Source organism: Rubrivivax sp. A210 (assembly GCF_904426505.1).
GTDB lineage: Bacteria > Pseudomonadota > Gammaproteobacteria > Burkholderiales > Burkholderiaceae_C > Rubrivivax.
Genome location: NZ_CAJGBN010000007.1, coordinates 1 through 26,558, shown reverse-complemented (window position 1 = coordinate 26,558; position 26,558 = coordinate 1). Strand labels below are relative to the sequence as shown.

Below are 26,558 nucleotides of genomic sequence, written 5' to 3'. Positions count from 1 at the left end.
GCGGCGCCATTCCCATTGCGGGCCCGACCCGCAGGCCCGCACAGCCATCCGAACGGAACGCCGATGTCCTCTGCCTATTCAGAGAGCCCAGAGACCACGACCGAGATCGCTACCAAGCTCGCCGCAGCGGCCTCTCCCGCATTGCACCGCGCCTGGCCGCGCTGGCTGCGCGAGCCGTTGCTGCACTTCGTCGTGCTGGGCGGCCTCGTCTTCGCGGTCGACCACTTCATCGTCGCGCAGCGCGACGACCCGCGCACCATCGTCGTCGACCGCGCCGTCGCCGACGAGGCGCGCAAGACCTTTCGCGCCGCGCGCAACCGCGAGCCCAATGCCACTGAGCTGGAAGCGCTGACACGGCGCTGGATCGACAACGAGATCCTCTACCGCGAAGGACTGGCCCTGGGTGTCGACCAGGGCGACACCATGATCCGCGACCGCGTCATCTTCAAGGCGCTGATGGTGGTCGAGACCGGCGTCAAGCTGCCGCCCGTGGACGAGGCGACACTGCGCGCCTGGTTCGAGGCCCAGCGCGCCAAGTACGACGAACCGACGCGCTACGACTTCCAGGAGGCCGTGCTGGCCGCCGACAGCAACGAGGACGCGGTGCGTGCCTTTGCGCGCACCCTGAACACCGGCACGCCGGGCGACGCCAAGGCCGGGTTGCGCGTGTTCAAGGGCCGGCCGCTGGACAACCTGCTGCAAAGCTATGGTGCCGACTTCGCCAAGGCGCTGGAAGAAGGCCCGGCCGGCGAATGGCGGGTGCTGCCCACGCGCGAAGGCCTGCGCGTGATGCGGCTGGACGCCGTCACCCCCGCGCGGCCGGCCCGCTTCGAGGCCTTGCGCAATGTCGTCCAGGCCGACTGGACCGACGCCACCATGGCCCGCCTGCGCACCGACGCCGTGCGCGTGCGCGGCCAGCGCTACACGCTGCGCTTCGAAGAGACGGCGCGATGAGCGGCACGATCCGACGCGGCTGGCGTGCGCTGCTGTGGGCCTTGGCGCTGGCGCTGGCCTGCGTGGGCGCCCGGGCGCACGAGCTGAGCATGGCCGAGATGGAAATGCACGAGGCCGGGCCCGGCGAGTTCGTCTGGCAGTGGGTGGCCAGCGGCAACCGCCCGGCGATCTCGGAGTTGAGCCCGGTGTGGCCCGCGGGCTGCGTCGCCCAGGACAACCTGCTGCACTGCGGAGCGGGTGGCCTCAAGGGGCCGCTGCGCATCGAAGGCGTGGGCGAGCGCTATTCGGCGGCGCTGGTCCGGATCCACTGGCGCGACGGCCAGACCCGCGTCTACACGCTCACCGCGCGCCAGCCGGTGGTGCAGCTGTTCGGCTCTGCCGACGACCAGCGGGCGCTGGGAGAGATCGCCTGGGCCTACACGCTGCTGGGCTTCGAGCACATCCTGAGCGGCTACGACCACCTGCTCTTCGTCGCCGGCCTGCTCTTCCTGGTGGGCTTCCGGCGCCAGCTGGTGTGGACCATCAGCGCCTTCACGGCCGCGCACAGTCTCACGCTGGCCTGCGCCGCGCTGGGCTGGCTGAGCCTGCGGCCGGCGCCGGTGGAGGCCTGCATCGCGCTGTCCATCGTGCTGGTGGCGCGCGAGGCGCTGCACGGGCGCGCGACGCTGTCGCGCCGCCTGCCGGCGCTGGTGGCCTTCGTTTTCGGGCTGGTTCACGGCCTGGGCTTCGCCGGCGTGCTGCAGGAAATCGGCCTGCCGCAACAGCACCTGGTGGCGGCCCTGCTGAGCTTCAACCTGGGGGTCGAGATCGGCCAGCTGTTCTGCGTCGCCCTGGCCTGGGCCCTGGTGCGCTGGGCGGGCCGGCAGGCCTGGGCGCCGCGCCTGGTGAGCCCCGCGCTCTACGCCATAGGCTCGATGGCGGCCTACTGGTCGTGGACGCGCGTGGTGGCCATACTGGCCTGAGCGCGACTGCCCGCGAATGTCAGCCTCGGCTCGAAGGCCGAGCCCAGGCGGCCCGTCGCGTGGACCAGGCCTATGCTCAGCCAGACCGCGACGCTGAAGTACAGCGACATCCAGACCACCTCGGTCTCCCAGTCGGCCCAGCGGTGCGACACCACCCAGCGCTGTGACGCATCGACCAGGCCCTGGGCCAGGCTGAGGACGGGACGCCCCTGCTCGGTGTCGGTCACCCAGCGCGCCCAGTACATCGGCACATCGACCAGGAACATATAGGCCACATAGGCCAGGCCGATGGTGCAGGTGGCGGCCAGCAGCGGACGCGCCTCGCGGCGGCACCCCGGCCAGAGCTGCGCGAAGCTCACCACCAGCAAAGCGGCGCACAGGCCCCAGAGCGATTCCTCGATGACGTGGCCCAGGTTGGACGTCGTCAACACGGCGTTCCAGGAGCACAGTTCGGCCACGGCGATCATCGGCACGACCGCGCGGGACACGCGCAGCGCGGACGGACTGTCCGTGGCCTTCGCAAGCGTCTGCAGCAGCAAGGCCCACTGCGCGGCAAAGCACAGCTCGGCGATGGTGGCCACCGTGCGGCCCACGATCACGCTGGACAGCCAGCTGTCCACCAGGCACAGGCGCTGCACGTCGAAGACCGGAAACACCGAGCGGTAGGCACAGCCGAGCACATAGCCCGCCGACAGCAGCAACTGCAGGCGCAGCAGAAGCCAGGTCTGCGGCGGGATGGACGAGGCGCGGCGCCGCAAGGCGGCCACCGAGGCGGTCCAGGCCAGCACATTGAGCAGGCTCGCGCCGCACAGGAACAACCACCAGGAGAGCACGCCCGTGCTCATGGCCTTCCCCCTGCATGGGGCCCGCACACAGGCGGGCGGGTCACGATCTTGAGTTCCATGGTCCGGAAGTGTATGAACGGTATAAACCGTTTATACACTTTTCATGGGCCGGCGCAAGCTGGACAACACGCAGGCGTCCGCTGGCCGTGCGCAGCGGGCGCGCATCCAGGACTGACACGCTGGCGACGCCGATCTGTCAAAGGGCCGCCACAGACGAACGTCACGCTACGGACATCCTTTTCAAACCGGGAGCCAGCCGTGGGCGAGTTCATGAACAAGGTCGAAGTGCTGCGCCACGACGACCACCGCTACTACCACCAGTGCCGCATCAACCAGACGCTGCACCTCGTCAGCGCCATCAGCTTCGTCGTCGCCTACGGCCTGCTTTTCGTCGACCCCGCCGCGGCGGCGATCGTGGGTTGGCTGGTCGGCATGGTGACGCGGCAATCGGGCCACATCTTCTTCGAGCCGCGCGGCTACGACCGCATCAACCAGGCCACCGACTCGCACAAGGAGGCGATCAAGGTCGGCTTCAACATGCAGCGCAAGTCCGTCCTCATCGGCATCTGGCTGATGCTGCCGCTGCTGCTGGGGCTGAGCCCCTCCCTCTTCGGCCTCATCCAGCCCGAGGACGGCCTGCAGGGCTATGTACACGACGTGGGCCTGGGCTGGCTCGCGCTGGGCGCCGGCGGCCTGCTGTTCCGCACCGTACATCTGTTCTTCCTGCGCAGCCCGGCCTGGGGCCTGGCCTGGGCCACCAAGATCATCACCGACCCCTTCCACAACATCGCCATCTACTGGAAGTCGCCGCTGGCGCTGCTGAGCGGCCAGCGCTACGACCCCATGCAGGCGGAAGAAATCGAAGCCCGGGCCTGAGCTGCCGCCAGGCGATGTGGCCTGAAGCCCTCGGCACGCTGGGCCTGGCGACCGGCGGCGGCATCGGCCTGTGGGCCCTCGGGTTGGCGGCAGCGGCCACTGGCCAGCGCCGCCTGATCTTCAAGCCGCCGCGGCGCCTACGCACGCTGCCGCCGGGGCCGCACGACGGCAGCTTCGCGATCGAACGCCTGTCACTGCCGGTGGCGGGCGGCGCAGTGCTCGAGGGCTGGCGGTCGCGGCCCTTGCAGGGCTCCGCGGTTGGCACCCTGCTCTACTTCGGCGGCCGCGGCGAACACGTCGCCTGGGCGCCACAGATGAGTTCCTACAACGCCGGCTGGTCGGTGCTGGCCCTCAACCACCGAGGCTTCGGCGGCTCCACCGGCACCGCCAGCGAGGCCACGGTGATGGCCGATGCGCGCCGCATCTTCGATGCCTTCCTGGCACCGCAGGACGGGCCCGTGGTACTGATGGGCCGCAGCCTGGGCAGCGCAGTGGCGCTGCGCCTGGCCAGTCAGGTGCGGGCCCAGGCCCTGGTGCTGCTGTCACCCTTCCCAAGCCTGCCCCGGCTGGCGCGCATGCATCCGCTGCTGGCCCCCGCCGCGCCGCTGCTGCGCCACGCCATGGATTCAACGCCGCATGCGCCCGGGGTCGGCTGCCGCACCCTGGTGCTGATGGCGCGCGGCGACCGCCGCGTGCCGCCGCGGGCGAGCCGGGAGATCGCCCGGCTCATCGCCGGCACCGTCACTCTGTGCCAGCTCGACGGCCAGCACCACCGCAGCCTGCCGCGCTGCGTGCCGGCCCAGGCCGTGCTCGCCGACTACCTGGACAGCCTGCTTCGGGCGACGGCAGCGCCGCCGGTCATCAGAGCGACATCCGCAACGGCCAGCATCGCCGGCGCCCTGGCCCCGTCCAGATCACCCACCAGTTCACGCCGACCGACCGGAGCCCCCCGATGCGAGCCGTCCCCCTCAAGTTGCACCTGATTCCCACCCTGGCCGCCGCGCTGCTGATGTCCGATGCGGCCACCGCGCAGACCCTCACCGGCTGGGCCCGCATGCCCGCCGCCAGCTTCGCCGACGGCCCCACTTCGGGCCAGTTCGCCGCGCCCAATCCCTACGGCAGCAACCTGCCGCCCTACCTGAACCGCCAGCCGGTGCAGGGCTTCTCGGGCGTGCTGCCCGGCCCGCGCAAGAACGTCTTCCGCTTCCTGGTCGACAACGGCTTCGGCGGCCAGGGCAACTCGGCTGACTCGGTGCTGCGCGCCTACAGCGTGCAGGTCAACTGGCGCGGCGTGCGCGGCGGCGCCGGCACCGTGGCGCCGGCCGACTGGCTGTCGGGCGGCACGCGCCCGGCCTTCGACCTGCACACGCGCCTGCAGCTCAATGACGCGCGCCGCCAGCTCACGCTGCCCATCCAGGCCGACCACGCGAACTACTACAACAACCCCGCCAACCCGGCCGTGGACCCGGCCATCCGCGCCGGCCGCCTGCTCACCGGCGCCGACTTCGACGTCGAATCGCTGCGCCAGGACCGCTGGGGCAACTACTGGTTCGGCGACGAGTTCGGCCCCTACCTCGTGAAGACCAATGCCCAGGGCACGGTGCTGCGCAGCGAGATCGCGCTGCCGGGCGTCTATGCGCCCCAGCACAAGGACGTGGCGGCCGGCCGCGCGGCGGCCAACCTGCCCGGCTCGGGCGGCTTCGAGGGCATGGCCATCAACAAGAGCGGCACGCGCCTGTACACCCTGCTCGAGCGCGGCGTCTCTGGCGACCCCGACAAGACCCTGCGCATCGACGAGTTCGACATCGCCAGCGAGCGCTACACCGGCCGCCGCTTCTTCTATCCGCTGGAGGCCGCCGGCACCAACATCGGCGACATGGTGGCCGTCGACGACAAGCGCTTCGTGGTGCTCGAGCGCAACGGCGGCACCGCCACCACGCCCGCCCTGGCGCCGTTCAAGAAGGTCTACCTGATCGACCTCGAGGACGTGGCCGCCGGCGGTGTGGCGCGCAAGACGGAACTGGTCGACCTGATGAAGCTGGCCGACCCGCACGATCTCAACGGCGACGGCAGCGCGCTCTTCACCCTGCCCTACGTCACCATCGAAAACGTGCTGGTGCTGGACCCGCGCACGCTGCTGGTGGTGAACGACAACAACTTCCCCTACGGCGGCGGCCGTGCCCTGGCGTCTGACGACACCGAGTTCCTGCGCATCCGGCTGCCGGTGTCGCTGGTGGCCGACGGGCACGACGACGACAAGGACGAGGACTGAGCCGCGCCATGCGAGCCATCTCCCACCCCAACCGCCGCCAGGTCGTGGCGGGCCTGGCCGCCTGCGTCGCCGCCCCCTGGGCGCGGGCGCAGGCCTGGCCGGCCAAGCCCATCCGGCTCATCGTGCCCTTCGCGCCCGGAGGCGGCACCGACACCTTTGCCAGGCCGCTGGCCGCCAAGCTGAGCACGCAGCTGGGCCAGCAGGTGCTGATCGACAACCGCGCCGGCGCCGGCGGCACGGTCGGCGCCGATGCCGCGGCCAAGGCCGCGGCCGACGGCTACACCTTTCTCGTCGGCGCCGTCCACCACACGGTGGCGGTCACCGCCTACCGCCGCCTCGGCTACGACCTGCAGAAGGACTTGACGCCCATCACCGGCATCGCCTATGTGCCCGATGTGCTGGTGGTCAACAACGAGGTGCCGGCGCGGACGCTGCAGGAGTTCATCGCCTGGTGCAAGGCCAACCCGGGCAAGGTGAACTTCGGCTCCTCGGGCAATGGCACGACGCGCCACCTGATCGGCGAGGTCTTCAATGCGCGCACCGGCATGGCCATGGCCCACATCCCCTACAAGGGCTCGGGCCCGGCGATGACGGCCCTGCTCGGCGGCGAGATCCAGCTCATCTTCGAAGGCCTGGGCAGCGCCGCCTCGCACATCCGCGCCGGCAAGGTGCGCGCCCTGGCCGTCACTTCGCCGCGGCGCCCCGAGGCCTTTGCCGACATCCCCACCACGGCCGAGGCCGGCCTGCCCGGCTTCGAATCGCTGTCCTGGTACGGCCTGTGGGCACCGGCGGCGGTGCCGGCGGCCATCAATGCGCGGCTGCGCAGCGAAGTCGCACGCGCCTTCGAGGCGCCCGAGATGAAGAGCATCTGGCACCAGCAAGGCGCCGAGACCGGCGGCGAGGCGAGCGAGCAATTCGCCCGCTTCGTGAGCGCCGAAATCGACAAGTGGGGCAAGGCGGTGCGCGCCGTCCAGCTGGTGATGGACTGACCAAGTCCGGGCCCGGCCACCCCCCACGAATCACCAAGGACTCGCGGCCCGCCCGGCCGAGGTTTACACGGCGCTGTCACCGGCCCGGGCAAGCATGGCCTGCCGATGCTCTGCTGGCAACGGCAAAGCTCGACCCAGGCCCCATGCCTGCCACGTCCCTCAGCCACCGGAGCCAGAATCGCCATGACAACCTCTCGTCGCAAGTTCATCCAGGGTGCCGCCCAATCGGGCGTCGCGGCTGCAGCGCTCACCGCGTTTCCGCCCAGCATCCGCAAGGCCCTGGCAATCCCGGCCTTTCATGAGACCGGCACCATCAAGGACGTGAAGCATGTGGTCATCCTGATGCAGGAGAACCGTGCCTTCGACCACTACTTCGGCACGCTCAAGGGCATGCGCGGCTTCGGTGACCGCTTCACCGTCCCGCAGCCTGGTGGCCGCAGCGTCTGGGAACAGCTCGACCTCGCCGGCAATCCGGTGCTGCCCTATCACCTGGACGCCACCCAGGGCAACGCCCAGCGCGTGTCGGGCACGCCGCACAGCTGGGTCGACGGCCAGCTCGCCTGGCTGGACGGCCGCCTGGGCTACTGGCCCGCGGTCAAGAACAACTTCTCGATGTCCTACTACGAGCAGGCCGAGCTGCCGTTCCAGTTCGCGCTGGCCAATGCCTTCACGACCTGCGACGCCTACCACTGCTCCATGCACACGGGCACCAACTCGAACCGCCTCTTCCTGTGGACCGGCACCAATGGCCCCACCGGCGCCGGCGTGGCCTCGCTCAACAACGAGTGGGACGGCTTCAGCCCCACCGACACGGGCAATGTGGGCTACGACTGGGTGACCTACCCCGAGCGCCTGCAGGCCGCCGGCGTGAGCTGGATCGTCTACGAGAACATGCCCGACAACTTCGGCGACAACTCGCTGGTCGGCTTCAGGCAGTACCGCGCCGCCAACGTGGCGTCGGGCAAGCCGGTCGGCACCGATGGCGGCCCCTACCCGGCCTATGACGCGGCCAGCGACGACGCCCACAACCCGCTCTACAAGGGCGTGGCCAACACCATGCCGGGCACGCCGGACAACGCCGATTCCTACTTCCGGCAGTTCCGGGAAGACTGCCGCAACGGCAAGCTGCCGCAGGTGTCGTGGGTGGTGGCGCCGGCCACCTACTCCGAGCACCCCGGCCCCTCCAGCCCGGTGCAGGGCGCCTGGTACATCCAGCAGGTGCTGGATGCGCTGACGGCCAACCCCGAGGTCTGGAGCAAGACCGTCCTGTTCATCAATTTCGACGAGAACGACGGCTACTTCGACCACTACCCTTCGCCGGCCGCGCCCTCGCGCAACCCCGATGGCACGCTGGCCGGCAAGACCACGCTGTCGGCCGCCGACCTGGCCTTCGAATACAACACCTACCCCTCGCCCCCCGGCACCACCGGCCAGCCCCGCCAGGGTGGCGGCAACTTCGACTACGGCGCCGGTGACGGCCGCGTCTTCGGCCCCGGCGTGCGCGTGCCGATGTACGTGGTCTCGCCCTGGAGCCGCGGCGGCTGGGTCAACTCGCAGGCGCTGGACCACACCTCGGTGATCCGCTTCCTCGAGGCGCGCTTCGGCGTGATGGAGCCCAATATCAGCCCGTTCCGGCGCGCCGCGCTGGGCGACCTGACCAGCGCCTTCAACTTCGCCAACCCCAACAACGAGCCTCTGCCCACGCTGGCGGGCCGTAAGTCGATGGCCGAAGCCGATGCGCTGCGCGCCGCCCAGCAGGCACTGCCGCAGATCAGGCCGCCGGCTGATCGCGGCCTGCCGGTGCAGGCCCCGGGCTACCGCCCGTCGCGCGCCCTGCCCTATGAGCTGCACGTCACCTCGCACATCGATCAGCCGAGCGGCGGCGTGCGCCTGGCCTTGCGCAACACCGGCCGCGCCGGCGCCGTGTTCCACGTCTACGACAAGCTCAAGCTCGACGCCATGCCCAGCCGACAGCCGGTGCCGGCCGACCCGTTGGCTCTGCTCGAATTCCGCGACCGCCAGTACCCGCGTCCGCGCCGCTACATGGTGCAACCGGACAAGCAGCTCGACGACGTCTGGGCCGTGCAGGCCGAGAACGGCGGCCGCTACGACCTGTGGGTGCTGGGCCCCAACGGCTTTCACCGCCGCTTCAAGGGCGACCTGACGGCGCTGCGCGGCCGGCAGGCGGCAGCGCCCGAGGTGCGGGTCAGCTACGAGGGGCGCAGCGGCGTGCTCAAGCTGGAAGCGCGCAACGAGGGCGATGCGCCCGTGGTGCTGCAGGTGCGCTCGAACAAGCGCTACGGCGCGCTGGCCGCGGGCGGCTCCGGCAAATCCGGCCGCGGCACGGCCTGGGAGATCAGGCTGGACGGCCGCGACGAGAAATCGCTGCACTGGAAGCTGGAGGCCACCGGCTGGTGGTACGACTTCATCGTCACCAGCGCTGCCGACCCCAGCTTTCTGCGCCGCCTGGCCGGCCGCATGGAGACCGGCCGCCACTCGGTGAGCGATCCGGCCATGGGCCTGGCCGACAGCTTCTGAAGCGGGGCCAACCCCCGTCCTCGGCGCGCCGCCTCAGCGCGGCGCGCCCTGCTCCACCGCCAGCCCGCGCTTGCTCTGCTTGGCCTGGTGCTTGGCCATCGCGGCGGCCGAGGCCACCTGGTCGGCGCGGGCATACAGGCCCGGGCGCACGGGCACCGCGCCGATCGACAGCGTGGTGAAGCCGAAGAAGCGCTTGATGCCCTGGCGGTCGTCGGCCTCGATGCCGCCGCGCTCCAGCGCCGCCACGTCGTAGAGTTCCAGCGCCAGCAGGTTGAAGGCATCGACGATGCGCTCGCAGCGCGCCATCCAGTCGTCGCTCTGAAACAGCACGACGAAATCGTCGCCGCCGACATGGCCGACGAAGTCGCGCCGCGGGTCGCAGTGCGAGATCAGCGTGCGCGCCGCCAGGCGGATCATCTCGTCGCCGCGCCAGTAGCCGTAGTGGTCGTTGTAGGGCTTGAAGTCGTTGAGATCGCCATAGCAGGCGACGAACTCGCCGCCGCTGGCCAGCAGGCGTGCAATGTGCTCGCTGATGGGGATGTTGCCGGGCAGAAAGGTCAGCGGGTTGGCATGGCGGGCGGCCTCGATGCGCACCTCGGTGACCACGCGCACCAGCTGCTCGCCCGTGCCCAGACCCAGGTAGCGCCCGCCTTCGGTGACGATGAAGCCTTCGGTCAGGTAGCGCTGGTCCGACGAGGTCAGCACCGCGGTCATGGCGTCGAGCCCGGTGTGCCTGTCCAGCATCAGCGGGGTGGCATTGGCGAACAGCGAGACCGGCTTGCGCCCGTAAAGCTCCTTGAAGAAGGGCTTGGCATAGCGGTCGACGAAGGACTGGCGGTTGATCAGGCCCACCGGCCTGTCGCCTTCCACCAGGGCCACGCCGCGCAGCAGGGTGTCGGCGGCAAAGCGGCGCGCCAGCTCGTCGATGGGGGTGTCGGGTGCGATGGGCGGCACCTGGATGGACAGGCGCTCGACCGTGAAGTCGGCACCGGCGGCGCGCTTCAATTCGGGCAGCACCGCAATCTGCGAGCTGGCGATGATGGCCGCCGCACGCGGCAGGACGGCCGTGGCCGGATCGACCGCCGGCCGGCCCAGCAACCAGCCCTGGCCGAGCTCGATGCCCAGATCGCGCACCACCTGCAGCTCGGCCTCGGTCTCGATGCCCTCGGCCACCAGCGCGGTGCAGAAGGTCTCGGCAAAGCGCGCCAGGCCCTTGAGCGTCTGCACCTTGACGGCCTCGCGGTCGAGGTCGTGGACGAAGTACTTGTCGATCTTCACCAGCTCGGGCCGCAGCTCGGCCCACAGGCGCAGGCTGGAGCGGCCATCGCCGAAATCGTCGAGCGCGAAGCGCACGCCCTGGGCGCGCAGCGCCGTGGTGGCCTCGATCAGGCGCGGCAGGTCGGCCACACGCTCATGCTCGGTGATCTCCACCACCAACGCTGCGGGTGCCACGCCCAGCTCTTGCAGCAGGTGCATCAAGCCGCCGGGCGTGAGCGTCTGCACCAGTTCGGCCAGCGCCTGGGCGCTGAGGTTGACGAAGAGGCGCCGGTCCTGCCCATGCGGCGTCCACTGCCGCAGGGCCTGGCGCAGGCAGGCCTGCTCGAGCGCCAGGCCCAGGCCTTCGGTGCGCGCCGCAGCGAAGAGCGCATCGGGGCCGTGCAGATCGCTGTCGGCGGGGCCGCGGATCAAGGCCTCGTGGGCCACCACGGCCCCGTCCTTGAGCGCCACGATGGGCTGGTAGACGGCGTGCAGCAGCCGCCGCGACAGCACCTGGGCCACCGAGTGGACCTTGAGCGCGTCTTCGACGCTGCGGCGCATTGCGGCCAGGGCCGGCGTCGGGCTGAGGGCGATCATGGGGGTACAGCTCCAGGGCAGGCCGGCGAGCCTGGTGTGGCCGCAATATCGTCTGCGAACACATGGAATGAAGGCCCGAATAAGGGCTGCAACGCGGGCTGTACAAAGTCTTGGACGGTCATCAACGGGTCATGCCTGACGTTCAGGATGACCGGCCCGCAGGCCTTGTGCTCGCCGGCCCCAGACCATGCGAAGCGACTTGCCGACGGCCAGACTCGACCCGCCCCGCGAAGCTGCGCCGCCCTGCCGGCTCTGCGGCCAGGCCTTGCCCGCCGAGGGCGAGACCGTCACGGCGGCCGATATCGAGGCGCTCTACCGCCAGGACCTGGGCATGGACCTGGCCGCTCTCGGCTGCGCGCCCCCGGCCGCCCGCTACCACCTGCTGCAATGCCCGGGCTGCCGGCTGCGCCAGTTCTCGCCCGACTGGGTAGCGCCGCCGGCGGTCTACCGCGCGCTGCAGGTCCATCCCTGGTACTACCAGGCCGACAAGTCCGAGTTCCGCGCCGCGGCGGCGCAGATCCGGCCCGGCCAGGCGGTGCTGGAAGTGGGCTGTGGCAGCGGCAAGTTCCACCGCTTTCTGCCGCCACGGGTGGCCTACCTGGGGCTGGAATCCAACACCGAGGCGCTGGCGCAGGCCCGCGCCCAGGGGCTGGACGTGCGCTCGCTGGACCTGCAGCGGCTTGCCGAGCGCGACCCCGAGCGCTTCGACGTCGCGCTGGCCTTCCAGGTGCTGGAGCATGTGCCGCAGCCGCTGGCCTTCCTGCAAGACCTTGCGCGCTGCGTGCGGCCGGGCGGGCTGGTCATTGTCTCGGTGCCGGCCGACGACAGCTTTCTGGGGCGCGAAGTCAACAACGTGCTGAACATGCCGCCCCACCACTGCACGCGCTGGCCCGATGCCACGCTGGCGCGCCTGCCTGCCTTGCTGGGCCTGCAGGCGGTGCAGGCGCTCAACGAAGCGCTCGCGCCCGGCCATGGCCGTGCCGACGCACTGGCCCGCGTGCTGCGCGGCGTGGCGCGGCTGGTGGGGCGGCGCACGCCACCGCTGGTGATGCTGTCGCGCCAGCGCCTGCTGCGCCGCGCGCTGGGTGCCGCCGCCCTGCCCTTGCGCGCCGCGCTGCGGCTGCGATCAGCGCCCCGGCGCGGCCACACCGTGACCGTGGTGATGCGCAAGCCTGGTTCTTTCGGCCCATAGACCTAACGCTGACGCGGCGGGCACAAGCGCCGAAAGAGTCCGTCCGGCGCGGCTTTCCAGCCATCACCCTGCGGGCATGGGTGACTCCGGCGCGCGATCACGAAACCTGCACAGTGCGTCGCGACACTGGGGGCTGTACGACTCGCCCGCACGATGCAGATGACCACCGCCGGCACCACCTACGACGACCTGGCGCTGGCTCAGCCGGCCGCTGGCGACGTGATGCACTTCGGCGAATTCGCGATCACCGAGACGCAGAGCTTTCCGCCCCCCAGCCGCGCCCAGTGCTGGGCCTATGTGACGCTGAACGCCGAGATTTCGCTGTCGCTGCCGCACAGCCCCGGCCTGCAAAGCCTGCTGCATTCGCCGCGCGTGCGCGTCAGCGTCGACGGCCAATGGCTGTGGTGGGCGCTGCGACGCAAGTACCCGACGCGGCCGCTGGAAAAGCTTTCGGGATCGGACCTGATCCATCGCATTGCCGCGCATTGCGCGCAGAAGGGCCAGCGCCTGCTGCTGCTGGGCAGCACGCCGCAGGCCAATGCCCGCGCGGTGCAGGTGCTGCGCCAGCGCTGGCCGGCGCTGGAAGTGGCCGGCTATGCCCCGCCCCATTACGAGATCGGCGAGGCCAGCGAGGCGCGCATGAAGGCCTCGTCGCTGGCGGCGATACGCGACTTCGGTGCGCACTACGTGGTGCTGGGCCTGGGCGCCACCAAGGAACACCGTTTCGCCTGGCAGGCCGCGCCGGAACTCGACGGCGTCACCCACGGCCTGCTGTGCTTCGGTGGCGCGATCGACCTCGCCAGCGGCGTGGTGCGGCGCGCGCCCATCGGGTGGCAGCGCCTGGGGCTGGAAGGCATCTACCGCGTGCTGCAGCAGCCAGCGCGGGCGGCGCGCTTCGTGCGCGTGTTGAGGGTGCTGCCGGCGCTGGCGCTCGGAAGCTTCTGAGCCAGGCCGCAGCGGCCGTCGTCAGGGCTTGCGCGCCACGATCACGTAGTTGAGCGGCGAACGGCAATCGTTCGAGCCGCGCTGCAGCAGCGGCGTCAGCGCGTTGATCAGCGGCAGCAGCACCAGCGCCCAGCGCGGCAGCGCCTCGATCAGCGACACCGCGGCCTGCGTCACCGAGCCGCAATCAGGCACGATCTGCAAGGGCAGCAGGCCGGCTTCACGCAGCAGATGGGCGAAGCCGTGGCGGGTATAGCGGTAGTAGTCGTGCGGCTCTTCGTGCAACGGCCAGTAGAAGGGGCCGGTGAGCACGAGCTGGCCGCCGGGCCTGAGCGTGCGGCAGCATTCGGCGAGCAGGCGGTCGGGCCGCGGCACATGCTCGATGACCTGGGTGCAGAACACGATGTCGGCGCAACCGCCGGCCAGCGGCAGTGCGGCCACATCGGCCAGCAGGTCGGGCGCGGCACCTTCGCAGCTGCGGTCGATGGCGATGCGCCGGCAGCCCTCGAACAGGTCGGCATAGGGCCCTTCGCCGCAGCCCAGGTCGATCACCGTCAGCCCGGCGCGATCACGCCCCTGCAGCACGCCGGCCACGGCGGCTTCGATGGCCGGCCACAGCGCCCGGTGCACGAGGTAGTCGCGCTGCAGCAGGCCGAGGCGGCGACGCTTCAGGCGCCGCATGCGGAGCCCGCCGGGCGCGGGTCTGCGGCAGGCCGGCCGTGGCGGGCCGCGGCAATCTCCAGGCAGCGGCCGAGCGCGTCGCGGTAGGCGCGCCGCCGGCCCGCTATCCACTGCTGCACCACCGGTGCGTCAGGCGCGGTGGCCTGCTGGCACAGCTGGGCAAAGCGCGCCGGACCGTCGGCCACCTGCAACTGCGGCGGCAGGCCGGGCGCGAGCCCGCGCAGCGCGTGAGCGGTGGCCACCACCGGCAGGCCCGTGGCCAGCGCCTCGATGGACTTTTCCTGCACGCCCGATCCGCCCAGCGAGGCGATGGCCAGCACGTCCACCGCGTCATAGAAATCCTGCGCGCGGGCAACACGGCCCAGGGCCTGCACGCGTGGCGGCAGCCGCAGTCCTTCGAGGCCGGCGCCGGCCAGCACCAGGCGGCAGTCGGGCGGCAGCAGCGGCAGCACCTGCTGCAGCACCCAGTCCAGGCTGCTGCGGTTGGGGCCCCAGGTCCAGGTGCCCATCATGCCGATGCGGCGGCCATGGCACGGCGGCGGGCGCGGCGCGGCCGGTGCCTGCAGCGGATAGCCCGGCAAAACCTCGACCGGCGCCCGCGCGCCGCAGGCCGCGGCCTGGCGGCGCAGTTGCTGCGCGTCCTCTTCGCTCAGGCAGGCCACGACCGCGGCTGCCCGCAGTGCACGCTCCTCCAGCCGCCGCAACAGCCGCGCCTCGCGTTCCAGCACGGCGCGGCGCAGGCGCGCTCCGGCGCCGCCCGCAATCTGCGCCGCGCGCTCGGCATAGCCTTCGGCCTCCAGGTTGTGCATCACCAGCAGCGGCGCCGGCAGGCGGGCCTGGTGAGGTTCCAGCCAAGCCCAGGCCTGCAGATGGTCGACCACCAGCACGTCGGCGCCCGCCCCGCGCGCCAGCCCGGCCCGCGCCGCACGGCCGGCGCCGCCAGCATCGAGGCGCTGCACCGTCGAGGCCTGGCCGCTGGCCAAGGCGGCCAGCAGGCTGCCGGCGCGGCGCCAGGGCGACAGCTCGTCGAAGGGCCGCACCACCGGCCCCAGCGACAGAGCCGGGGCCGCCGCCGCGCCGCGGCCCAGGCAGTGCAGGCCGTGGCCGCCGGCGGCCAGCGCGGCCAGCAGGCGGGCGCTGCAGATCTCACCACCGCTGCCCGGCTGGTCGAACAGGCGCGGGGTCACGAAGGCGATGTTCATCGCACCATGCGGCCGGCGGCCGGATGCAGGTAAAGCGCCAGCATGGCGAAGCCCAGCGCATTGCCGCCCACGCCCAGGCTGGATGCCGACAGCAGGTAGGACAGGGTCCAGTACAGCAGCCAGCCCGCCAGCCAGGGGCCGCCACTGTCGCCGCGCGCGGCCGCGGCACTCAGCACCTCGCGCGCCAGCGCCGCCACCCAGGCCAGGGGCAGCAGGGCGGCGAGGCCGACCTGGCCGACGACGTTGCCGAAGCCGCTTTCGTTGCCGAAGTCGGTGTCGGTGTCGGTGTAGTTGCCGGCGGCGCCCACGCCCTCGCCCAGCCAGTTGCCGGCGCGCAGATAGTCCAGCGACGAGGCCAGGCCTTCCACATGCTCCAGCGGCCCTTCCAGGTGGCCGGTGGCGGCGGCCCACAGTGCCAGCGCCGACGCCGCGATGGCGAGGCTCCAGACCTGGCGCGGCGACGGCAGGCCCAGCAGCCGCCAGCCGGCCAGCGCCAGCAGGAAGAGCACGAAGCCCTTGGACCAGGTGGCCAGCCCGCACAGCAGCGCCAGCGCCACCGCAGCGGCAGCAGCGTGGCCGCGCGCCCGGCGCGCCAGGGCCAGCACCAGCAGCACCGCCATCGCGGCGGCCAGCGTGGTGGGCTCGAGGTAGCTGGAGACCATGCGCCGCAGCGGTACGCCGGTCCAGGGCTCCAGATCCCAGGTGAAGAAGCGCCCGCTCTGCGCGTAGGGCAGGCTGCCGAAGCGGTCGAGCGCATTGGCGGCGGTATAGCTTTCGACGTCCAGCCACCCGGTCCACAACGACTCGGGCGCGGCGCGTTCCGCCAGGCCCAGCAAGGCCACTGCCACGCTGCTGGCCACCAGCAGCGCGAACAGCCTCTCCAGTTGTGGGCGCGACCAGGGGATGGCCAGCAGCGCCGCGAAGAGCAGCGGCACCAGCGCCAGTCGGCGCAGGTTCAGCGCCGTCAGCACCAGGCCGCTGGACGAGCGCAGCGCCAGCACGCCGTAGACCAGCACCATCAGCAGGGCCCAGCGCGCCGACGCCGGCAGCGGCGGCGCGGGCGACGCGCCGGCCAGCGCCATGGCGCCCAGAAGCAACAGCGCGACGACGGCGGCGTCGCGCACGACACCATTGAGCGCCCACTGCGGATCGGCAGTGAGGCGAAAGCCCAGCAGCCCCACCAGGGGCCCGAACTGCAGCGCCAGGATCAGCAGCACCACCAGCGCGAAGGCTGGCGCCGCGGCGCTGGCCGGCGCCGGCCGGGGCAGCGGCGGCGGCATCAGCAAGCGGCACCGGCACCGGACCGCAAGGCCCGGGCCAGGCCCAGCAGCGCCGTGCGATAGCACTGCTCGGGTTGGGCCGCGGCCAGGCGTTTGCGCGCATGGGCGACGGCGGCGGCGCGCGCGACGGGCGCGCGCAGGCCGTCGAGCGCGCGCCGCAGGCCGGCGGCGTCGCCGAAGTCGAACAGCGAGGCCGCGGGCAGGATCGCGCCGAGGTTGGCCTCGCGGCTGGCCACCACCGCGCGCCCGCAGGCCGTGGCCTCCAACGCCACCAGCGGCAGGCCCTCGTAGCGCGAGGGCAGGATCAGCACATCGCTGGCCGCCAGTGCCTGCTCGATGGGCGCATGGCCATGCACCGTGACGATCCCGGGGCCGAGCGCCGAGGCCAGTTCCAGCAACGCCAGCTCGCCGGCGCCGCGGCCCTGAAAGCGCCAGCGGTGGTGCGCGCCCCATGCGGGGTCGGATTGCAGCGTCTGCGCCAGCCAGTCCAGGCCCTTCTGGTGCAGATCGAAGCGGCCGACGAAGGCCAGGCGCAGACGCCCGTCGGCGGACACGGTCTCGGGCAGCGGCGCCGGGCTGGCCAAGCGCGCGACATTGGGCAGCACATGCACCGGCACGCTCAGGCCCCAGGTGCCGGCCAGCAACGCCGCCTGCTGCTCGTCGATGGTGATCCAGGCGTCGACCGCGCGCAGCCAGGGTGCCAGCAGGCTGTCGCGCAGCCGCGCGGCGCGGTAGCCCATGGCCGCGGCGGTGTGGGCCATCGGCACGTAAACCCACAGCGGACGCCGCTGCCAGGCGGCCGCGGCCAGCAGCCAGGCGTCGGCATGCAGCACGCCGGGCGCCAGCAGCAACGGCTTGTGGCGTGGCCACAGGCTGAGCCTGCGCAGCAGATCGCGGCGCTGGGGCCGGCCGGCCGGCGCGGCGCCGCCTGCGTCCGTCTCCAGGCCGGCCGCACGGCAGGCCTCGGCCAGGGCCGGCGTGGGCGCGATGACCGTGGTCCGCAGCAGGCCCAGGCGCCGCGCATCGGCCAGCCAGCCGAACAGCGCCACCTCGTGCCCGCCCGGCTCGCGCGGCGTCAGCGCCACGCACAAGTCGGCATCGGCGGCACTCATAGCGCCTGAGGCCTGCGGGCAGCGACGGCCGGCTGCGGGCGCATCAGCTCCTGCGCCCAGCGCCGCAGCGTCGGCTCGCTCCACCAGGCCAGCACCATGCCCGCGCTGGCCAGGAACAAATCGTTTGGCCGAGCCCAGGCCCAGGCGGCAAGCGCCAGCGCGATGGCCAGCGAAGGCCGCAGCAGCAGGGCCTGCAACAGGTCGCCAAAGCGCGGCCACAGCGGCGCCGCCGGCGCGACGGCGGCCAGGAACAGCAGCACGCCGGCCCAGGCCGAAAACGCGCCGGCCACCGCCAGCCCCGGCGCCCCCAGCAGCAGCACGGCCGGCAGCGCCAGCGCCAGCTCGGCCAGCAACCAGGCGCCGTGGACGCACGCGGCCTGCCACGGCGTGCGTGCCAGCAGCAGCCATGCGCCCAGCGTCGTGGCCGCCAGCCCCGGCAGCATGCGCAGGGCCAGCCAGGGCATCAGCGCAGCCGCCTCTTGCCACTGCCCGCCCCACCAGTGGCTGTCGGCATGGGCCACCCAGGCCGGCAGCAGCGCCAGCGGCGGCAGCGTGGCGATGGCCAGGCGCCGCGTCTGCGCCAGCACCGCCGGCCACTGCGCCGCGCTCGCGCTGGCACGCAGCGCCGGCAGCGCCACGCGTGCGGCGGTGGCGGCACCGACCTGGGCCACCAGGGCGCAGGCGCTCAGCGCCAGGCTGTAGACGCCGGCCCAGACGGCGCCGAACAGCGGCGCGAGCAGCCACAGGTGCATCTGGTCGCGCAGCATCGAGACGCCGGCCACCACCTGCACCCCCGCGCCTTCGGCCAGCAGTTGGCGCACCGGCGCTGCGCCCGCGCCCGGGGCGGCATCGGCCAGGCCGCGGGCGGCGGCCACGATCCAGGCCGTGCGCAGCAGGCGCGCCGCCAGCACCGCCACCGCGAAGGCCGTCCACCAGGCCAACCCGGCGGCGATCAGCAGCGCCGGCAGCGCGAACTCCAGCACCACCGAGGCGCCCTCGGCGCGCCCCACGGGGCCGAATTGCTGCGCCCGCTCGAGCCGCGCCAAGGCCGTCAACAGCGGCGGATAGGCCAGCAGATAGGCCGCGGGATAGGCGGCCAGCAGCCAGGCACCGCCGACGTCGACCCGGCCCGCGGCCTGCAGCGCCAGCGCCGCCAGCACCGCCAGCGCGGTCAGCACAGCGGCGGCCCCGGCGCAGCCCAGCCCCAGGCGGCGCAGCGTGGCCGCGCCGGGGAGATCGTCGCGCCGCACCAGCGCGGTCTTGAGCCCGCCGTCCAGCAGCAGCAGGCCGGCCCGGGCACCGGCCAGCGCCATCGCCCACACCGCCAGCTGATCCGGCCGCAGCCAGCGCGCGTAACAGGCCGCCGAGACCAGGGCCGCCAGCAGCGCCAGCGCCTGGGCCAGCGCCAGGCTCAGCACGCCGCGACTCATGGGCCGCGCCGCGGCAACGTCGAGTGGATCAGCGCGATGCGTTCCCGGTAGGCCGGGTCCAGCCGCGCCAGCCGCATGCGGTGATGCAGCAGCACCCAGGCCGCCTGCCCGCTAAAGCCCAGCAACGCACCCACGAGAACCCACATCGGGATGCGCGGGCTGCTCGGCAGCTCGGGCACGCGCGCCGGGTCCAGCACCTGCAGCGGCACCGAATCGGAGGCCTCGTCGACGCGCGCCGCCTCGGCCTGGCGGGCTATCGATTCGGCCAGCGTCTCGGCATAGCGGAATTCGCGCACGCGCGTGACGAAGGCGCCGGGGCCGTCGTCGCGCGGCACTTCGGCGCGTGCCAGCTGGGCGCGCAGCGCCGCCAGTTCCGACTGCACCTGCTGCACCTCGGCGCTGCCTTCGGCGCGCACGCGGCGGGTGGCGGCCAGGCGCATCTCGGCCGCGGTGACCTCGGCTTGCAGCCGGCCATAGGCCTCGGCGGCAGCGCGGGGTTCGCTGCGCAGCGCCGCACGGTCGAAGCCGCTGGCCTGCAGCTTCTTCTGCGCCTCGTCCAGCGCGCCGCGTGCGCGCGCCAGCTGGGCCTCGTAGAACTTGAGCCGCTGGCGCGCCTCTTCCAGCGCAAAGCCGCGCAGCGTGTGGCGCAGCTCCTCGATGTATTCATTGGCCATGGCGGCGGCGCGCTGCGGGTGTTCGTCTTCCACCAGCACCTGCACCAGGCCGTCGCGGCGGCCGGCGCCAAAGCTCACGCGGCGGGCCAGCCTGGCATGCGCCTGGGCGCGCAGCGGCAGCTCCCAGCCGCGCTGCAGGTCGAAGCGGTCGATGATGCGGTCAGCAATCGTCTGGCTGCGCAGGATGGCCAGGTGCAGGTCGACGGCACCGCTGCTGGTGCTCACCAGGCCGGCCAGCGCCGGCAGCGCGCTCGACACCACCGATTGCGAGGGCCGCAGCAGCGGCTGCACGACGAAGCTGGCCTGGCCGGTGAAGCGCACCGTCTGCACCAGGCTCAGGCCCAGGCCCAAGAGCCCGCACAGCAGCGTGGCCAGCAGCAGGCGCCAGCGCCTGTGCCACAGGGGCAACGCGATCTCCAGCAGGCCGGCGCTGGCGGCCGAAGCGGCGGCCGGTGCGCCAGCCGTTGCCGGCGTCGCCAGGGGCAGGTCGGGGCTCATCATCGCGTCCAGAACAGCGCCGCCATGCCCACGCCCAGCTGGTAGAGGATCTGGGTCCAGTCCTTGGCGCCCTGCACCCAGGTCACGCGCGCCGATTCTTCGGGCACGAAGACGGTGTCGCCGGGCAGGGCCGGCTGGCTGTCGAACTCGCGTGCGCGGCTCCAGAGGCTGCCCTGGCTGGCGCTGATCACGCTGCCGTTGGCGCGCACCACGAAGGCGGCTTCGTAGTCGGCATTGCCCTTGGGCCCACCGGCGCGCTGCACATAGTGGCCCAGGGTGCGGCCGCCGTCATGCACAAAGCTGCCGCCGTTGTAGACGCTGCCGAAGACGCCCACGCCCTGGGTCGAGGCTGGCAGCTGGATGCGGTCGCCGTCTTCCACCGCCACGGCTGGCAATGTGGTCGACTGCGGCGTCAGCTCCAGCACCATGCGGCCCTCGGGGCGCTGGGTGCGCAGGCGGGCCAGCATCTGCTGGTTGGCAGCGGCGGCGTCGGCATTGCCGTCGTCGCGGGCCGTACGGGTGGCGCCACTGCGCGCCAGCTCGGCCTCGAACTCACGCAGCGCGCGGGCGTAATTGGCCTCCTGCGTCAGGCGCACGCTCTCGCGCTTCAAGGCCGTGCCGTAAAGCCAGGCTCCAGGCGTGGCGCCGCCGGCCGCGGCGACGGCGTCGGCCAGGGTGGAGCCCGGCGGCAACAGGTACTCGCCGGGCTTGTAGACCTCGCCCTCCACCAGTACGCGCTTGTTGCGCAGCTGCGTCGGCGCGCCGGCCGCCACCTGCGAGCGCACGCGCAGGATGTCGCCATTGGCCAGCGGCGCGGCGGCGTCGCGCGGCAGCGCCAGTTCCACCGCGCCGGCGCCGTTGCGCTGCTGCAGTCGCTCCAGCGTGAGCGCGCCGCGCTCGGCCACCGGAGTGGAGCCGCCGGCCAGGCGCAGCGCGTCGGCCACCGTTTCACCGGGCAGGAACTCGAACACCGCGGCGCGGTTGACGCTGCCCAGCACCGCCACCTGGGGGCCGGCGGCCTCCACGTGCAGCACATCGCCCGGCTGCAGCAAACGGTCGTCGCGGCGGCTGCCGCTGGCCAGCAGCGTGTAGAGGTCGAATTCGGTCACCGGCGCCTCGTTGCGCAGCAGGCGGATGCGGCGCCAGCTGCCACCGGCGGCCGGGCCCTGGGCCAGGGCCAGCGCGCCCGAGACGGTGGTCAGGCCCGGCACCAGGTAGTCGCCGGGCCGCGCCACGAAGCCGGTGATGTGGACGCGCACCGGGCTCAGGTCGGTGACGGCGGCGCTCAGCTCGAAGCCCTTGAAGACGCGCTCCAGCCGCGCCTTGAGCAGCCCATCGAGTTCGCCCGCCGTGGCCCCGGCCACCGCCACCGGGCCCACGCGGGGCGGCGTGATGCGGCCAGCGCGGTCGACGCGCAGCGTCCATTGCGCGTCGACACTGCCCCAGACCGTGACCGAGATCTCGTCGCCCACCTGCACCACATAGCTGGGCGGCACACGCGCCGGCGTCTCCAGGTGTGCCAGCGTGGCCTCGCCGCGCCGCGCCTGCGTGCCCAGCCGCCACACCGGCTGACCGCCATTGGCCTCGGTGGCCAGGCGTTCGAAGTCGCCGGGCTCGGGCTTGGGATCGGGTTCGCGCAGGGCCTGCACCCGCGCCGGCGCGGTGGCCGTGGCCGCCGCAGGCTGTACCACGGTGGTAACCGCATCGCCAGCGCTCAGGCGCGTGACGGCTGGCACTGACTGCGCTTGCGCGGTGGCGGCCAGGGTCAGCACCAGCCCACACAGGGCGCGTGGACAACCGAAGAGCGCGCGTCCGGCGAGCGCGCCGCGCGAAGCAAGAAGATGGACCATTCGGCCCACTCTAGGGCGCCCGTGTTGCAGGGCTGTGGCGCTTTGGTGGCGCTTCGATGGCGCTTCGATGGCGCTTCGATGGCGCTTCGATGGCGCTTCGATGGCGCTTCGATGGCGCTTCGATGGCGCTTTGGTGGCGGTGCCGGGGCACCGCCACCTCGCTCAGGAGCAGCGGCCGTCGGCCTTCTGCTGCGGCGTGCAGGCCCCATCCGCGGGGCGATTGCACTTGCCTTCGCGCTCATCCTTGTCGCTGCAGGCCTCCTCGCCCACGCCCAGCAGTTCCACCGTCAGCAGCGACTGCCGCTGGCGCGCCTGCGCCGTCTGCGTGGCGCCACTGGCGGCGCCCTCGCCCTCGGTCTTCTGCGCCGTGGCCGGCGGCGCGGCCACCGCCAGCGCCGGCGCGCCCACGGCCGCCACGGCGCCGCCCACGGCCGCGGCCTGCAGGTTGTCGGCACCCTTGATGGTGGAGCCCAGCACCACGCTGGGGGCGCGGATGAAGGCGTCGAGTGCCAGGATTTCACCGAAGGCCGGGTACAGGCCTATCGTGCCCAGGCGCCGCCCTCGCGCGTCTTCCAGGATGCCCAGGCCGCTGCCGGTGGTGGTGGCCGGCACCTCGAAGACCACGCCGTCGGCCGAGCGCCGCGCCGCCAGCGGCGGCGCCGCCACCGCGGTGTTGGCGCCGCGGCCGGAGTCGATGTCGCCGCGCGACGACCAGATGTTCATGTTGCCCTCGCCGACGATGAACACCCTTTGCGTGTTGACCTGGAAATCGTCGCGTGCAAAGCCATAGACCTGGCCACCGCCGAGCGCGATGACGCCCTTGGGGCCGGCGTTGGCGCCGCTTTCCTTCAGGCCCACGCTGATGCCGCCGCCGGGGTTGACGATGCGGATGTCGCCACCGCGCTCGCTGAGCACGGCGCTCTGCGTCATCTCCAGCGTGCCGCTGTAGGCGATCACCGGGGTTTGCCCCGGCCACACCGGCTGCGGCGTGAAGCTGCCGGCGAGCGCCAGCGTGGCCACCGCGAAGCCCTGGTCGAACAGCGCCAGGCGCAGCGGCAGCGAGCGGCGACCGAAGAGCGAGGCCGCGGCCGCGGCGCTGGCGGTCTCGGTCTCCAGCACCTGCTGGCGGTAGGCCTCGAAGAAGGCGCCGCTGCGCTGCGCCAGCGCGCCGCGCCAGGCCAGGGCCGCCGGCGCCGCCGGGTCGGCCGCGGCCATCGCTTCCAGCGCTGCCGCACTGCCGCCCAGGCGGGCGGCGACGGCGTCGCGCCAGCCGTCGTACACGGCGGCGCGGCTGGCCACGCGCGCTTGCAGCGTGCTGTCGATGTCGAGGCGGCCGAAGTCCAGCCCGCGCAGCTCGGCCAGGTAGTCGGCCAGCGCAGCGCCGGCCAGGCTTTCGCGGCCCGGCAGCACCAGGGCGCCGCCGCCGGCCAGCGCCTTGGTGCCGGCCTCCAGCACCTGGGCCTTGCGGCGCTCGAAGCCGCTGCGCAGCGCCGCGCTCATCTGCGCCGCGTCGGGCGGCGTGGCGGCCAGGTAGAGGCGGCCGAACTCGGCCGCCAGCACCTGCTCGCCGAAGCGCGCCTGTTCGGCCGCCGGCAGGGCCTGGAACTGGGCCCAGGCGCTGTCGTAGTCCAGCGTGGGGCTGGCCAGCGCGGCGCGCATGAAGCGCGTCAGCGCGTCGCGGTAGCGCGGCGTGGTGTTGCCATCCAAGCCGTTCGCACCGTCCACGCCGTCCAGGTAGGTGGCGGCAAACTGGGCCAGGTCGAGCACGCCGCGCGTGGCGGCGGCGACCCGGATGTCGGCACCCTGGGTTGGCAGGCGCGCATTGCGCTGGTTGCCCGAGGTGACGATGCCGCCCGAGGCGCCGAGGTCGATGCCGCGGCCGGCGTTGACTTCCAGCGCGCCGGGGCCGCCGATCGCGATCAGGCCTTGCAGGCCGGCCAGCAGATTGCGCCCGGCCGTCACCGTGGTGGTGTCGCCGGCGGCCAGGTTCTGGCCCACCAGGCGCAGGTTGACGATGTCGTCGCCCGCGTCCAGGCGCGCCGGCTTGGCCAGCAGCAGAGTGGCGTCGCCGCTCATGCTGATGGAGCCGCCGGCGTGCAGGCGCGCCGGTTCGCTGTCGCCGCTGTGCAAGGCCTGGCGCGGCTGGGTGTCGGCCAGCGTGTTGCTCACCAGGCCGGTGAGGCCGGCAAGCAGGCTGGCGGTGCGCCCCGCCGGGCGGCTGGCGTCGGGCCAGAGCGCGGGGTCGCTGTCGGCCATGGCGAAGTTGGGCGTGTTGCCGCTGCCGCCCAGGCGCAGCGCGCCGGCGGCCCACAGGTCGAGCTGGCCGCGCGCCGAGGGGAAGAGCAGCGCGCCGGCGGTCTCGGCACCCAGCAGTTGCAGATCGCCGCCCAGGGCCTGCGCCCGGAGCGTGGCCGGCAGGACGCGGAAGTAGTCGGGCGTCTCAACCCCGCCCTGCAGGCCGTAGCGCGTGGTCTGCGACGCGCTCAGGCCGCCGGTCAGGCTCAGCGTGCCGGCGTTGGCGCGCAGCACCAGGGCCGCATCGTCACCCCAGCCGTAGAAGAAGCCCGAGACATTGGCGCGGTTGTCGGCCGCCGAGGCGGGCGCGGCGGTCGGGTTGAAGCTGCCCACCAGCTGCAGGCCGTTGCGCGCCTGCAGCTGCCAGCGGCCACCGTCCATCTGCGCCAGCACCGGGTCGGCGATGCCGAGGTTGCCGCCGGCCGCGACTATGCTGCGGCCGGCATCGATGCGGCCCGCGCCCGCCGCCACCAGGAACTGCCCGCCCAGCAGGTCGCGCCCGGCGCGTACCTCGAGGTCGGCGCCGCCCAAGGTGTGCAGGCCGGCCGTGGCCATCACGCGGCTGTCGGCCCAGCCGGCGCTGGGCAGCATCGCCTGCAGATTGCGCACGTCGCGGCCGGCGCTGGCGCTGAGCGCGCCGCCCCCGAAGGAGCCCAGGGTCTGGCGGAAGCGGCTGAACTCGGCCCACCAGGCCAGCTGGGCGCCGTTGGCATAAAGGCCTTCCTCGCCGGCGCGCGTGCTCTGCAGGCCGCTGCGCCAGAGCCAGTTGTTGACGAGCTGGGTCGACTCAAAGGCGCTGATGTCGCGTGCGGCGCGCAGCTCCAGGCGGCCACCCTGCTCGGTGAAGGCGGGCTTGGCGGCCTGGGGCGCGAACAGGCTGGTCAGCACGGGGGCCAGGTCGGCGGTCTTGCGCCCGGCCACATAGGCCAGGCCGGGTGCGGTGTTGGCATTGCCGGCGCCGAAGACGATGTCACGGCCGGCGGCCAGCGTTATCGATCCGGCGCCGGTGCGCAGCAGGCGGCCGGCGGCGATGTTCAGGTTGCCGGTCTCGGCCGCGCCGGCCGAGAAGTCGCGGGTGGCCAGCGGGTGGGCCGCCGCGAGGTCGGCGCCGGCGGCCAGGCGCAAGGACCAGGAGCGCGCGTTGTCGTTCAGTGCCGCGGTGGTGGCGGCGCTGGCAAAGCCGTCGCTGATGGAGCCGTTCACGCTCAGGTTGCCGGCCGCGCGCAGCGTCAGAAAGCCGGCGTCGCCGCCCGGTCGGTCGGCGTTGAGCGCCCAGTCGGCGGCCACATTCAGATTGCCGGCGGCCTGCACCTCGACACCGGCGCGCAGCTGCACACGGCCGCTGTCGGCCGCCGTGAGGCCCAGCGCGCGGTTGATCGCCGCCGCGGCGGCCATGAAGGCGGCGCTGTCGTTGCGCAGCGTGGTCTGGCCCAGCGTGGCGGCGCGTGCGGCGCCGACGCCGCTGATGAGGCTGTTGCCGGCGGCGATGGTGGCGATGGCGCGCGTCTCGCTGCCCACCGTCACCGTGCTGTAGCGGCGCACCGCCTCGATGTCGACTTCGCCGGCACGCAGGTTCGCGGTGTTGAGCGCGTCCACCGCCACCGAGGCGTTGTCGGCGCCACGCGCGGCGCGCAGCACGATGCGGCCGTCGGCGGCGCTGTCGCCCTGGGCGTCGACCACGGCGTCGGCAGCCAGCGCGACGAGGCCACTGCGGTTGTTGCTACCGCTGGCCAGCAGCACGTCGCCGCCCTGGGCGCCGGCGCGGCTGGAACCGGCCAGGATGCGGCTGGTGCCGTCCAGGCGCAGGTCGCCCGCGGCGGCCAGCTGCACCACGCCGCCGCCGGGCGCGCGGGCATCCAGCGTGGCACCGGCCAGCGCCAGGCTGCCGGCGTCGGCGGCGATGCGGATGTCCTCGGCCTGCAGCTGGCCGCTCAGCGCCAGATCGCCGCTGCGCTGGCGCAGCGCAAAGCTGCGCGTGGCGCCGCCGGCGCCGGCCAGCCGCAGCAGCGCGTCGGCGTCGGCCAGGCTGGCGACATCGATCTCGAGCCGGCCGCCGCGGGCGGTGGCGGCAGCGCCGGCCTGGGCGGGCAGCGTGGCGCCCGGCAAGATCGG

19 protein-coding genes are annotated in these 26,558 nt (G+C 72.9%); 9 read left to right on the top strand and 10 right to left on the bottom strand.

The genetic code is table 11. The annotated features are described in order from the left end of the window. Positions 1-63: 63 nt before the first annotated feature. Both JMV16_RS06645 and JMV16_RS06640 read left to right on the top strand, forming a co-directional pair. Positions 64-954, top strand: a complete 891-nt coding sequence (locus tag JMV16_RS06645) for a peptidyl-prolyl cis-trans isomerase (protein WP_201493399.1) — start codon at positions 64-66, stop codon at positions 952-954. Next, positions 951-1,916: a HupE/UreJ family protein gene (locus tag JMV16_RS06640; protein ID WP_236580393.1), complete on the top strand. Its 966-nt coding sequence runs from the start codon at positions 951-953 to the stop codon at positions 1,914-1,916. The genes JMV16_RS06645 and JMV16_RS06640 overlap by 4 nt, the downstream gene beginning before the upstream one ends. On the opposite strand, the gene JMV16_RS06635 is transcribed toward JMV16_RS06640, so the two are convergent. Next, positions 1,877-2,761 carry a hypothetical protein gene (locus JMV16_RS06635; RefSeq protein ID WP_201493398.1) on the bottom strand — a complete coding sequence of 295 codons (885 nt, stop codon included), beginning with the start codon at positions 2,759-2,761 and terminating at the stop codon, positions 1,877-1,879. The genes JMV16_RS06640 and JMV16_RS06635 overlap by 40 nt on opposite strands. 258 nt (positions 2,762-3,019) lie before the next feature. Between JMV16_RS06635 and JMV16_RS06630 the strand changes: the two genes are divergently transcribed. From JMV16_RS06630 to JMV16_RS06610, 5 genes are all read left to right on the top strand, one after another. Next, on the top strand, positions 3,020-3,637 hold the full coding sequence (locus tag JMV16_RS06630; protein WP_236580392.1) for a hypothetical protein: 618 nt from the start codon (positions 3,020-3,022) through the stop codon (positions 3,635-3,637). A 14-nt stretch (positions 3,638-3,651) separates the two neighbouring features. Beyond that, positions 3,652-4,620 carry an alpha/beta hydrolase gene (locus JMV16_RS06625; protein ID WP_201493397.1) on the top strand — a complete coding sequence of 323 codons (969 nt, stop codon included), beginning with the start codon at positions 3,652-3,654 and terminating at the stop codon, positions 4,618-4,620. After that, positions 4,590-5,909 (top strand): esterase-like activity of phytase family protein, encoded by a 1,320-nt coding sequence (locus tag JMV16_RS06620; protein WP_236580391.1) that lies wholly within the window; start codon positions 4,590-4,592, stop codon positions 5,907-5,909. The genes JMV16_RS06625 and JMV16_RS06620 overlap by 31 nt, the downstream gene beginning before the upstream one ends. Before the next feature lie 8 nt (positions 5,910-5,917). Then, positions 5,918-6,898 (top strand): Bug family tripartite tricarboxylate transporter substrate binding protein, encoded by a 981-nt coding sequence (locus JMV16_RS06615; RefSeq protein ID WP_201493396.1) that lies wholly within the window; start codon positions 5,918-5,920, stop codon positions 6,896-6,898. A 183-nt stretch (positions 6,899-7,081) separates the two neighbouring features. Beyond that, positions 7,082-9,436 (top strand): phosphocholine-specific phospholipase C, encoded by a 2,355-nt coding sequence (locus tag JMV16_RS06610; RefSeq protein ID WP_201493395.1) that lies wholly within the window; start codon positions 7,082-7,084, stop codon positions 9,434-9,436. A gap of 33 nt (positions 9,437-9,469) precedes the next feature. Here JMV16_RS06610 and JMV16_RS06605 read toward each other — a convergent pair whose 3' ends face one another. Next, positions 9,470-11,290 (bottom strand): GGDEF domain-containing protein, encoded by a 1,821-nt coding sequence (locus JMV16_RS06605; protein ID WP_236580390.1) that lies wholly within the window; start codon positions 11,288-11,290, stop codon positions 9,470-9,472. Between the two features lie 187 nt (positions 11,291-11,477). On the opposite strand from JMV16_RS06605, the gene JMV16_RS06600 reads away from it, so the two are divergent. Beyond that, positions 11,478-12,482 carry a class I SAM-dependent methyltransferase gene (locus tag JMV16_RS06600; protein WP_201493394.1) on the top strand — a complete coding sequence of 335 codons (1,005 nt, stop codon included), beginning with the start codon at positions 11,478-11,480 and terminating at the stop codon, positions 12,480-12,482. A gap of 153 nt (positions 12,483-12,635) precedes the next feature. Beyond that, a complete protein-coding gene (locus tag JMV16_RS06595; protein WP_201493393.1) occupies positions 12,636-13,427 on the top strand; it encodes a WecB/TagA/CpsF family glycosyltransferase in 792 nt (263 codons plus the stop codon). A 21-nt stretch (positions 13,428-13,448) separates the two neighbouring features. Here the strand turns inward: JMV16_RS06595 and JMV16_RS06590 are convergent, their stop codons facing one another. From JMV16_RS06590 to JMV16_RS06555, 8 genes are all read right to left on the bottom strand, one after another. Beyond that, positions 13,449-14,105, bottom strand: a complete 657-nt coding sequence (locus tag JMV16_RS06590) for a class I SAM-dependent methyltransferase (protein ID WP_201493392.1) — start codon at positions 14,103-14,105, stop codon at positions 13,449-13,451. After that, positions 14,093-15,307: a glycosyltransferase gene (locus tag JMV16_RS06585; protein ID WP_201493391.1), complete on the bottom strand. Its 1,215-nt coding sequence runs from the start codon at positions 15,305-15,307 to the stop codon at positions 14,093-14,095. The genes JMV16_RS06590 and JMV16_RS06585 overlap by 13 nt, the downstream gene beginning before the upstream one ends. Continuing rightward, positions 15,304-16,587: a hypothetical protein gene (locus tag JMV16_RS06580; RefSeq protein WP_201493390.1), complete on the bottom strand. Its 1,284-nt coding sequence runs from the start codon at positions 16,585-16,587 to the stop codon at positions 15,304-15,306. The genes JMV16_RS06585 and JMV16_RS06580 overlap by 4 nt, the downstream gene beginning before the upstream one ends. Then, entirely contained in the window at positions 16,587-17,699 is a 1,113-nt protein-coding gene (locus tag JMV16_RS06575) for a glycosyltransferase (protein WP_201493389.1), read from the bottom strand. The genes JMV16_RS06580 and JMV16_RS06575 overlap by 1 nt, the downstream gene beginning before the upstream one ends. After that, a complete protein-coding gene (locus JMV16_RS06570; protein WP_201493388.1) occupies positions 17,696-19,129 on the bottom strand; it encodes an oligosaccharide flippase family protein in 1,434 nt (477 codons plus the stop codon). The genes JMV16_RS06575 and JMV16_RS06570 overlap by 4 nt, the downstream gene beginning before the upstream one ends. After that, complete coding sequence (locus JMV16_RS06565; RefSeq protein WP_201493387.1) at positions 19,126-20,301, bottom strand: lipopolysaccharide biosynthesis protein; 1,176 nt, start codon at positions 20,299-20,301, stop codon at positions 19,126-19,128. The genes JMV16_RS06570 and JMV16_RS06565 overlap by 4 nt, the downstream gene beginning before the upstream one ends. Then, entirely contained in the window at positions 20,301-22,151 is a 1,851-nt protein-coding gene (locus JMV16_RS06560; protein ID WP_201493386.1) for an SLBB domain-containing protein, read from the bottom strand. Before JMV16_RS06560 ends, JMV16_RS06565 begins: the two co-directional genes overlap by 1 nt. Before the next feature lie 162 nt (positions 22,152-22,313). Beyond that, positions 22,314-26,558, bottom strand: a 4,245-nt coding sequence (locus JMV16_RS06555; protein WP_201493385.1) for a filamentous haemagglutinin family protein, incomplete at its 5' end; no start/stop codon positions are given.

Coding starts and splice junctions, on each gene's coding strand:
- JMV16_RS06645 (WP_201493399.1), top strand. CDS start 64: ATGTCCTCTGCCTATTCAGAGAGCCCAGAGACCACGACCGAGATCGCT.
- JMV16_RS06640 (WP_236580393.1), top strand. CDS start 951: ATGAGCGGCACGATCCGACGCGGCTGGCGTGCGCTGCTGTGGGCCTTG.
- JMV16_RS06635 (WP_201493398.1), bottom strand. CDS start 2,761: ATGAGCACGGGCGTGCTCTCCTGGTGGTTGTTCCTGTGCGGCGCGAGC.
- JMV16_RS06625 (WP_201493397.1), top strand. CDS start 3,652: ATGTGGCCTGAAGCCCTCGGCACGCTGGGCCTGGCGACCGGCGGCGGC.
- JMV16_RS06620 (WP_236580391.1), top strand. CDS start 4,590: ATGCGAGCCGTCCCCCTCAAGTTGCACCTGATTCCCACCCTGGCCGCC.
- JMV16_RS06615 (WP_201493396.1), top strand. CDS start 5,918: ATGCGAGCCATCTCCCACCCCAACCGCCGCCAGGTCGTGGCGGGCCTG.
- JMV16_RS06610 (WP_201493395.1), top strand. CDS start 7,082: ATGACAACCTCTCGTCGCAAGTTCATCCAGGGTGCCGCCCAATCGGGC.
- JMV16_RS06605 (WP_236580390.1), bottom strand. CDS start 11,290: ATGATCGCCCTCAGCCCGACGCCGGCCCTGGCCGCAATGCGCCGCAGC.
- JMV16_RS06600 (WP_201493394.1), top strand. CDS start 11,478: ATGCGAAGCGACTTGCCGACGGCCAGACTCGACCCGCCCCGCGAAGCT.
- JMV16_RS06595 (WP_201493393.1), top strand. CDS start 12,636: ATGCAGATGACCACCGCCGGCACCACCTACGACGACCTGGCGCTGGCT.
- JMV16_RS06590 (WP_201493392.1), bottom strand. CDS start 14,105: ATGCGGCGCCTGAAGCGTCGCCGCCTCGGCCTGCTGCAGCGCGACTAC.
- JMV16_RS06585 (WP_201493391.1), bottom strand. CDS start 15,307: ATGAACATCGCCTTCGTGACCCCGCGCCTGTTCGACCAGCCGGGCAGC.
- JMV16_RS06580 (WP_201493390.1), bottom strand. CDS start 16,587: ATGCCGCCGCCGCTGCCCCGGCCGGCGCCGGCCAGCGCCGCGGCGCCA.
- JMV16_RS06575 (WP_201493389.1), bottom strand. CDS start 17,699: ATGAGTGCCGCCGATGCCGACTTGTGCGTGGCGCTGACGCCGCGCGAG.
- JMV16_RS06570 (WP_201493388.1), bottom strand. CDS start 19,129: ATGAGTCGCGGCGTGCTGAGCCTGGCGCTGGCCCAGGCGCTGGCGCTG.
- JMV16_RS06565 (WP_201493387.1), bottom strand. CDS start 20,301: ATGAGCCCCGACCTGCCCCTGGCGACGCCGGCAACGGCTGGCGCACCG.
- JMV16_RS06560 (WP_201493386.1), bottom strand. CDS start 22,151: ATGGTCCATCTTCTTGCTTCGCGCGGCGCGCTCGCCGGACGCGCGCTC.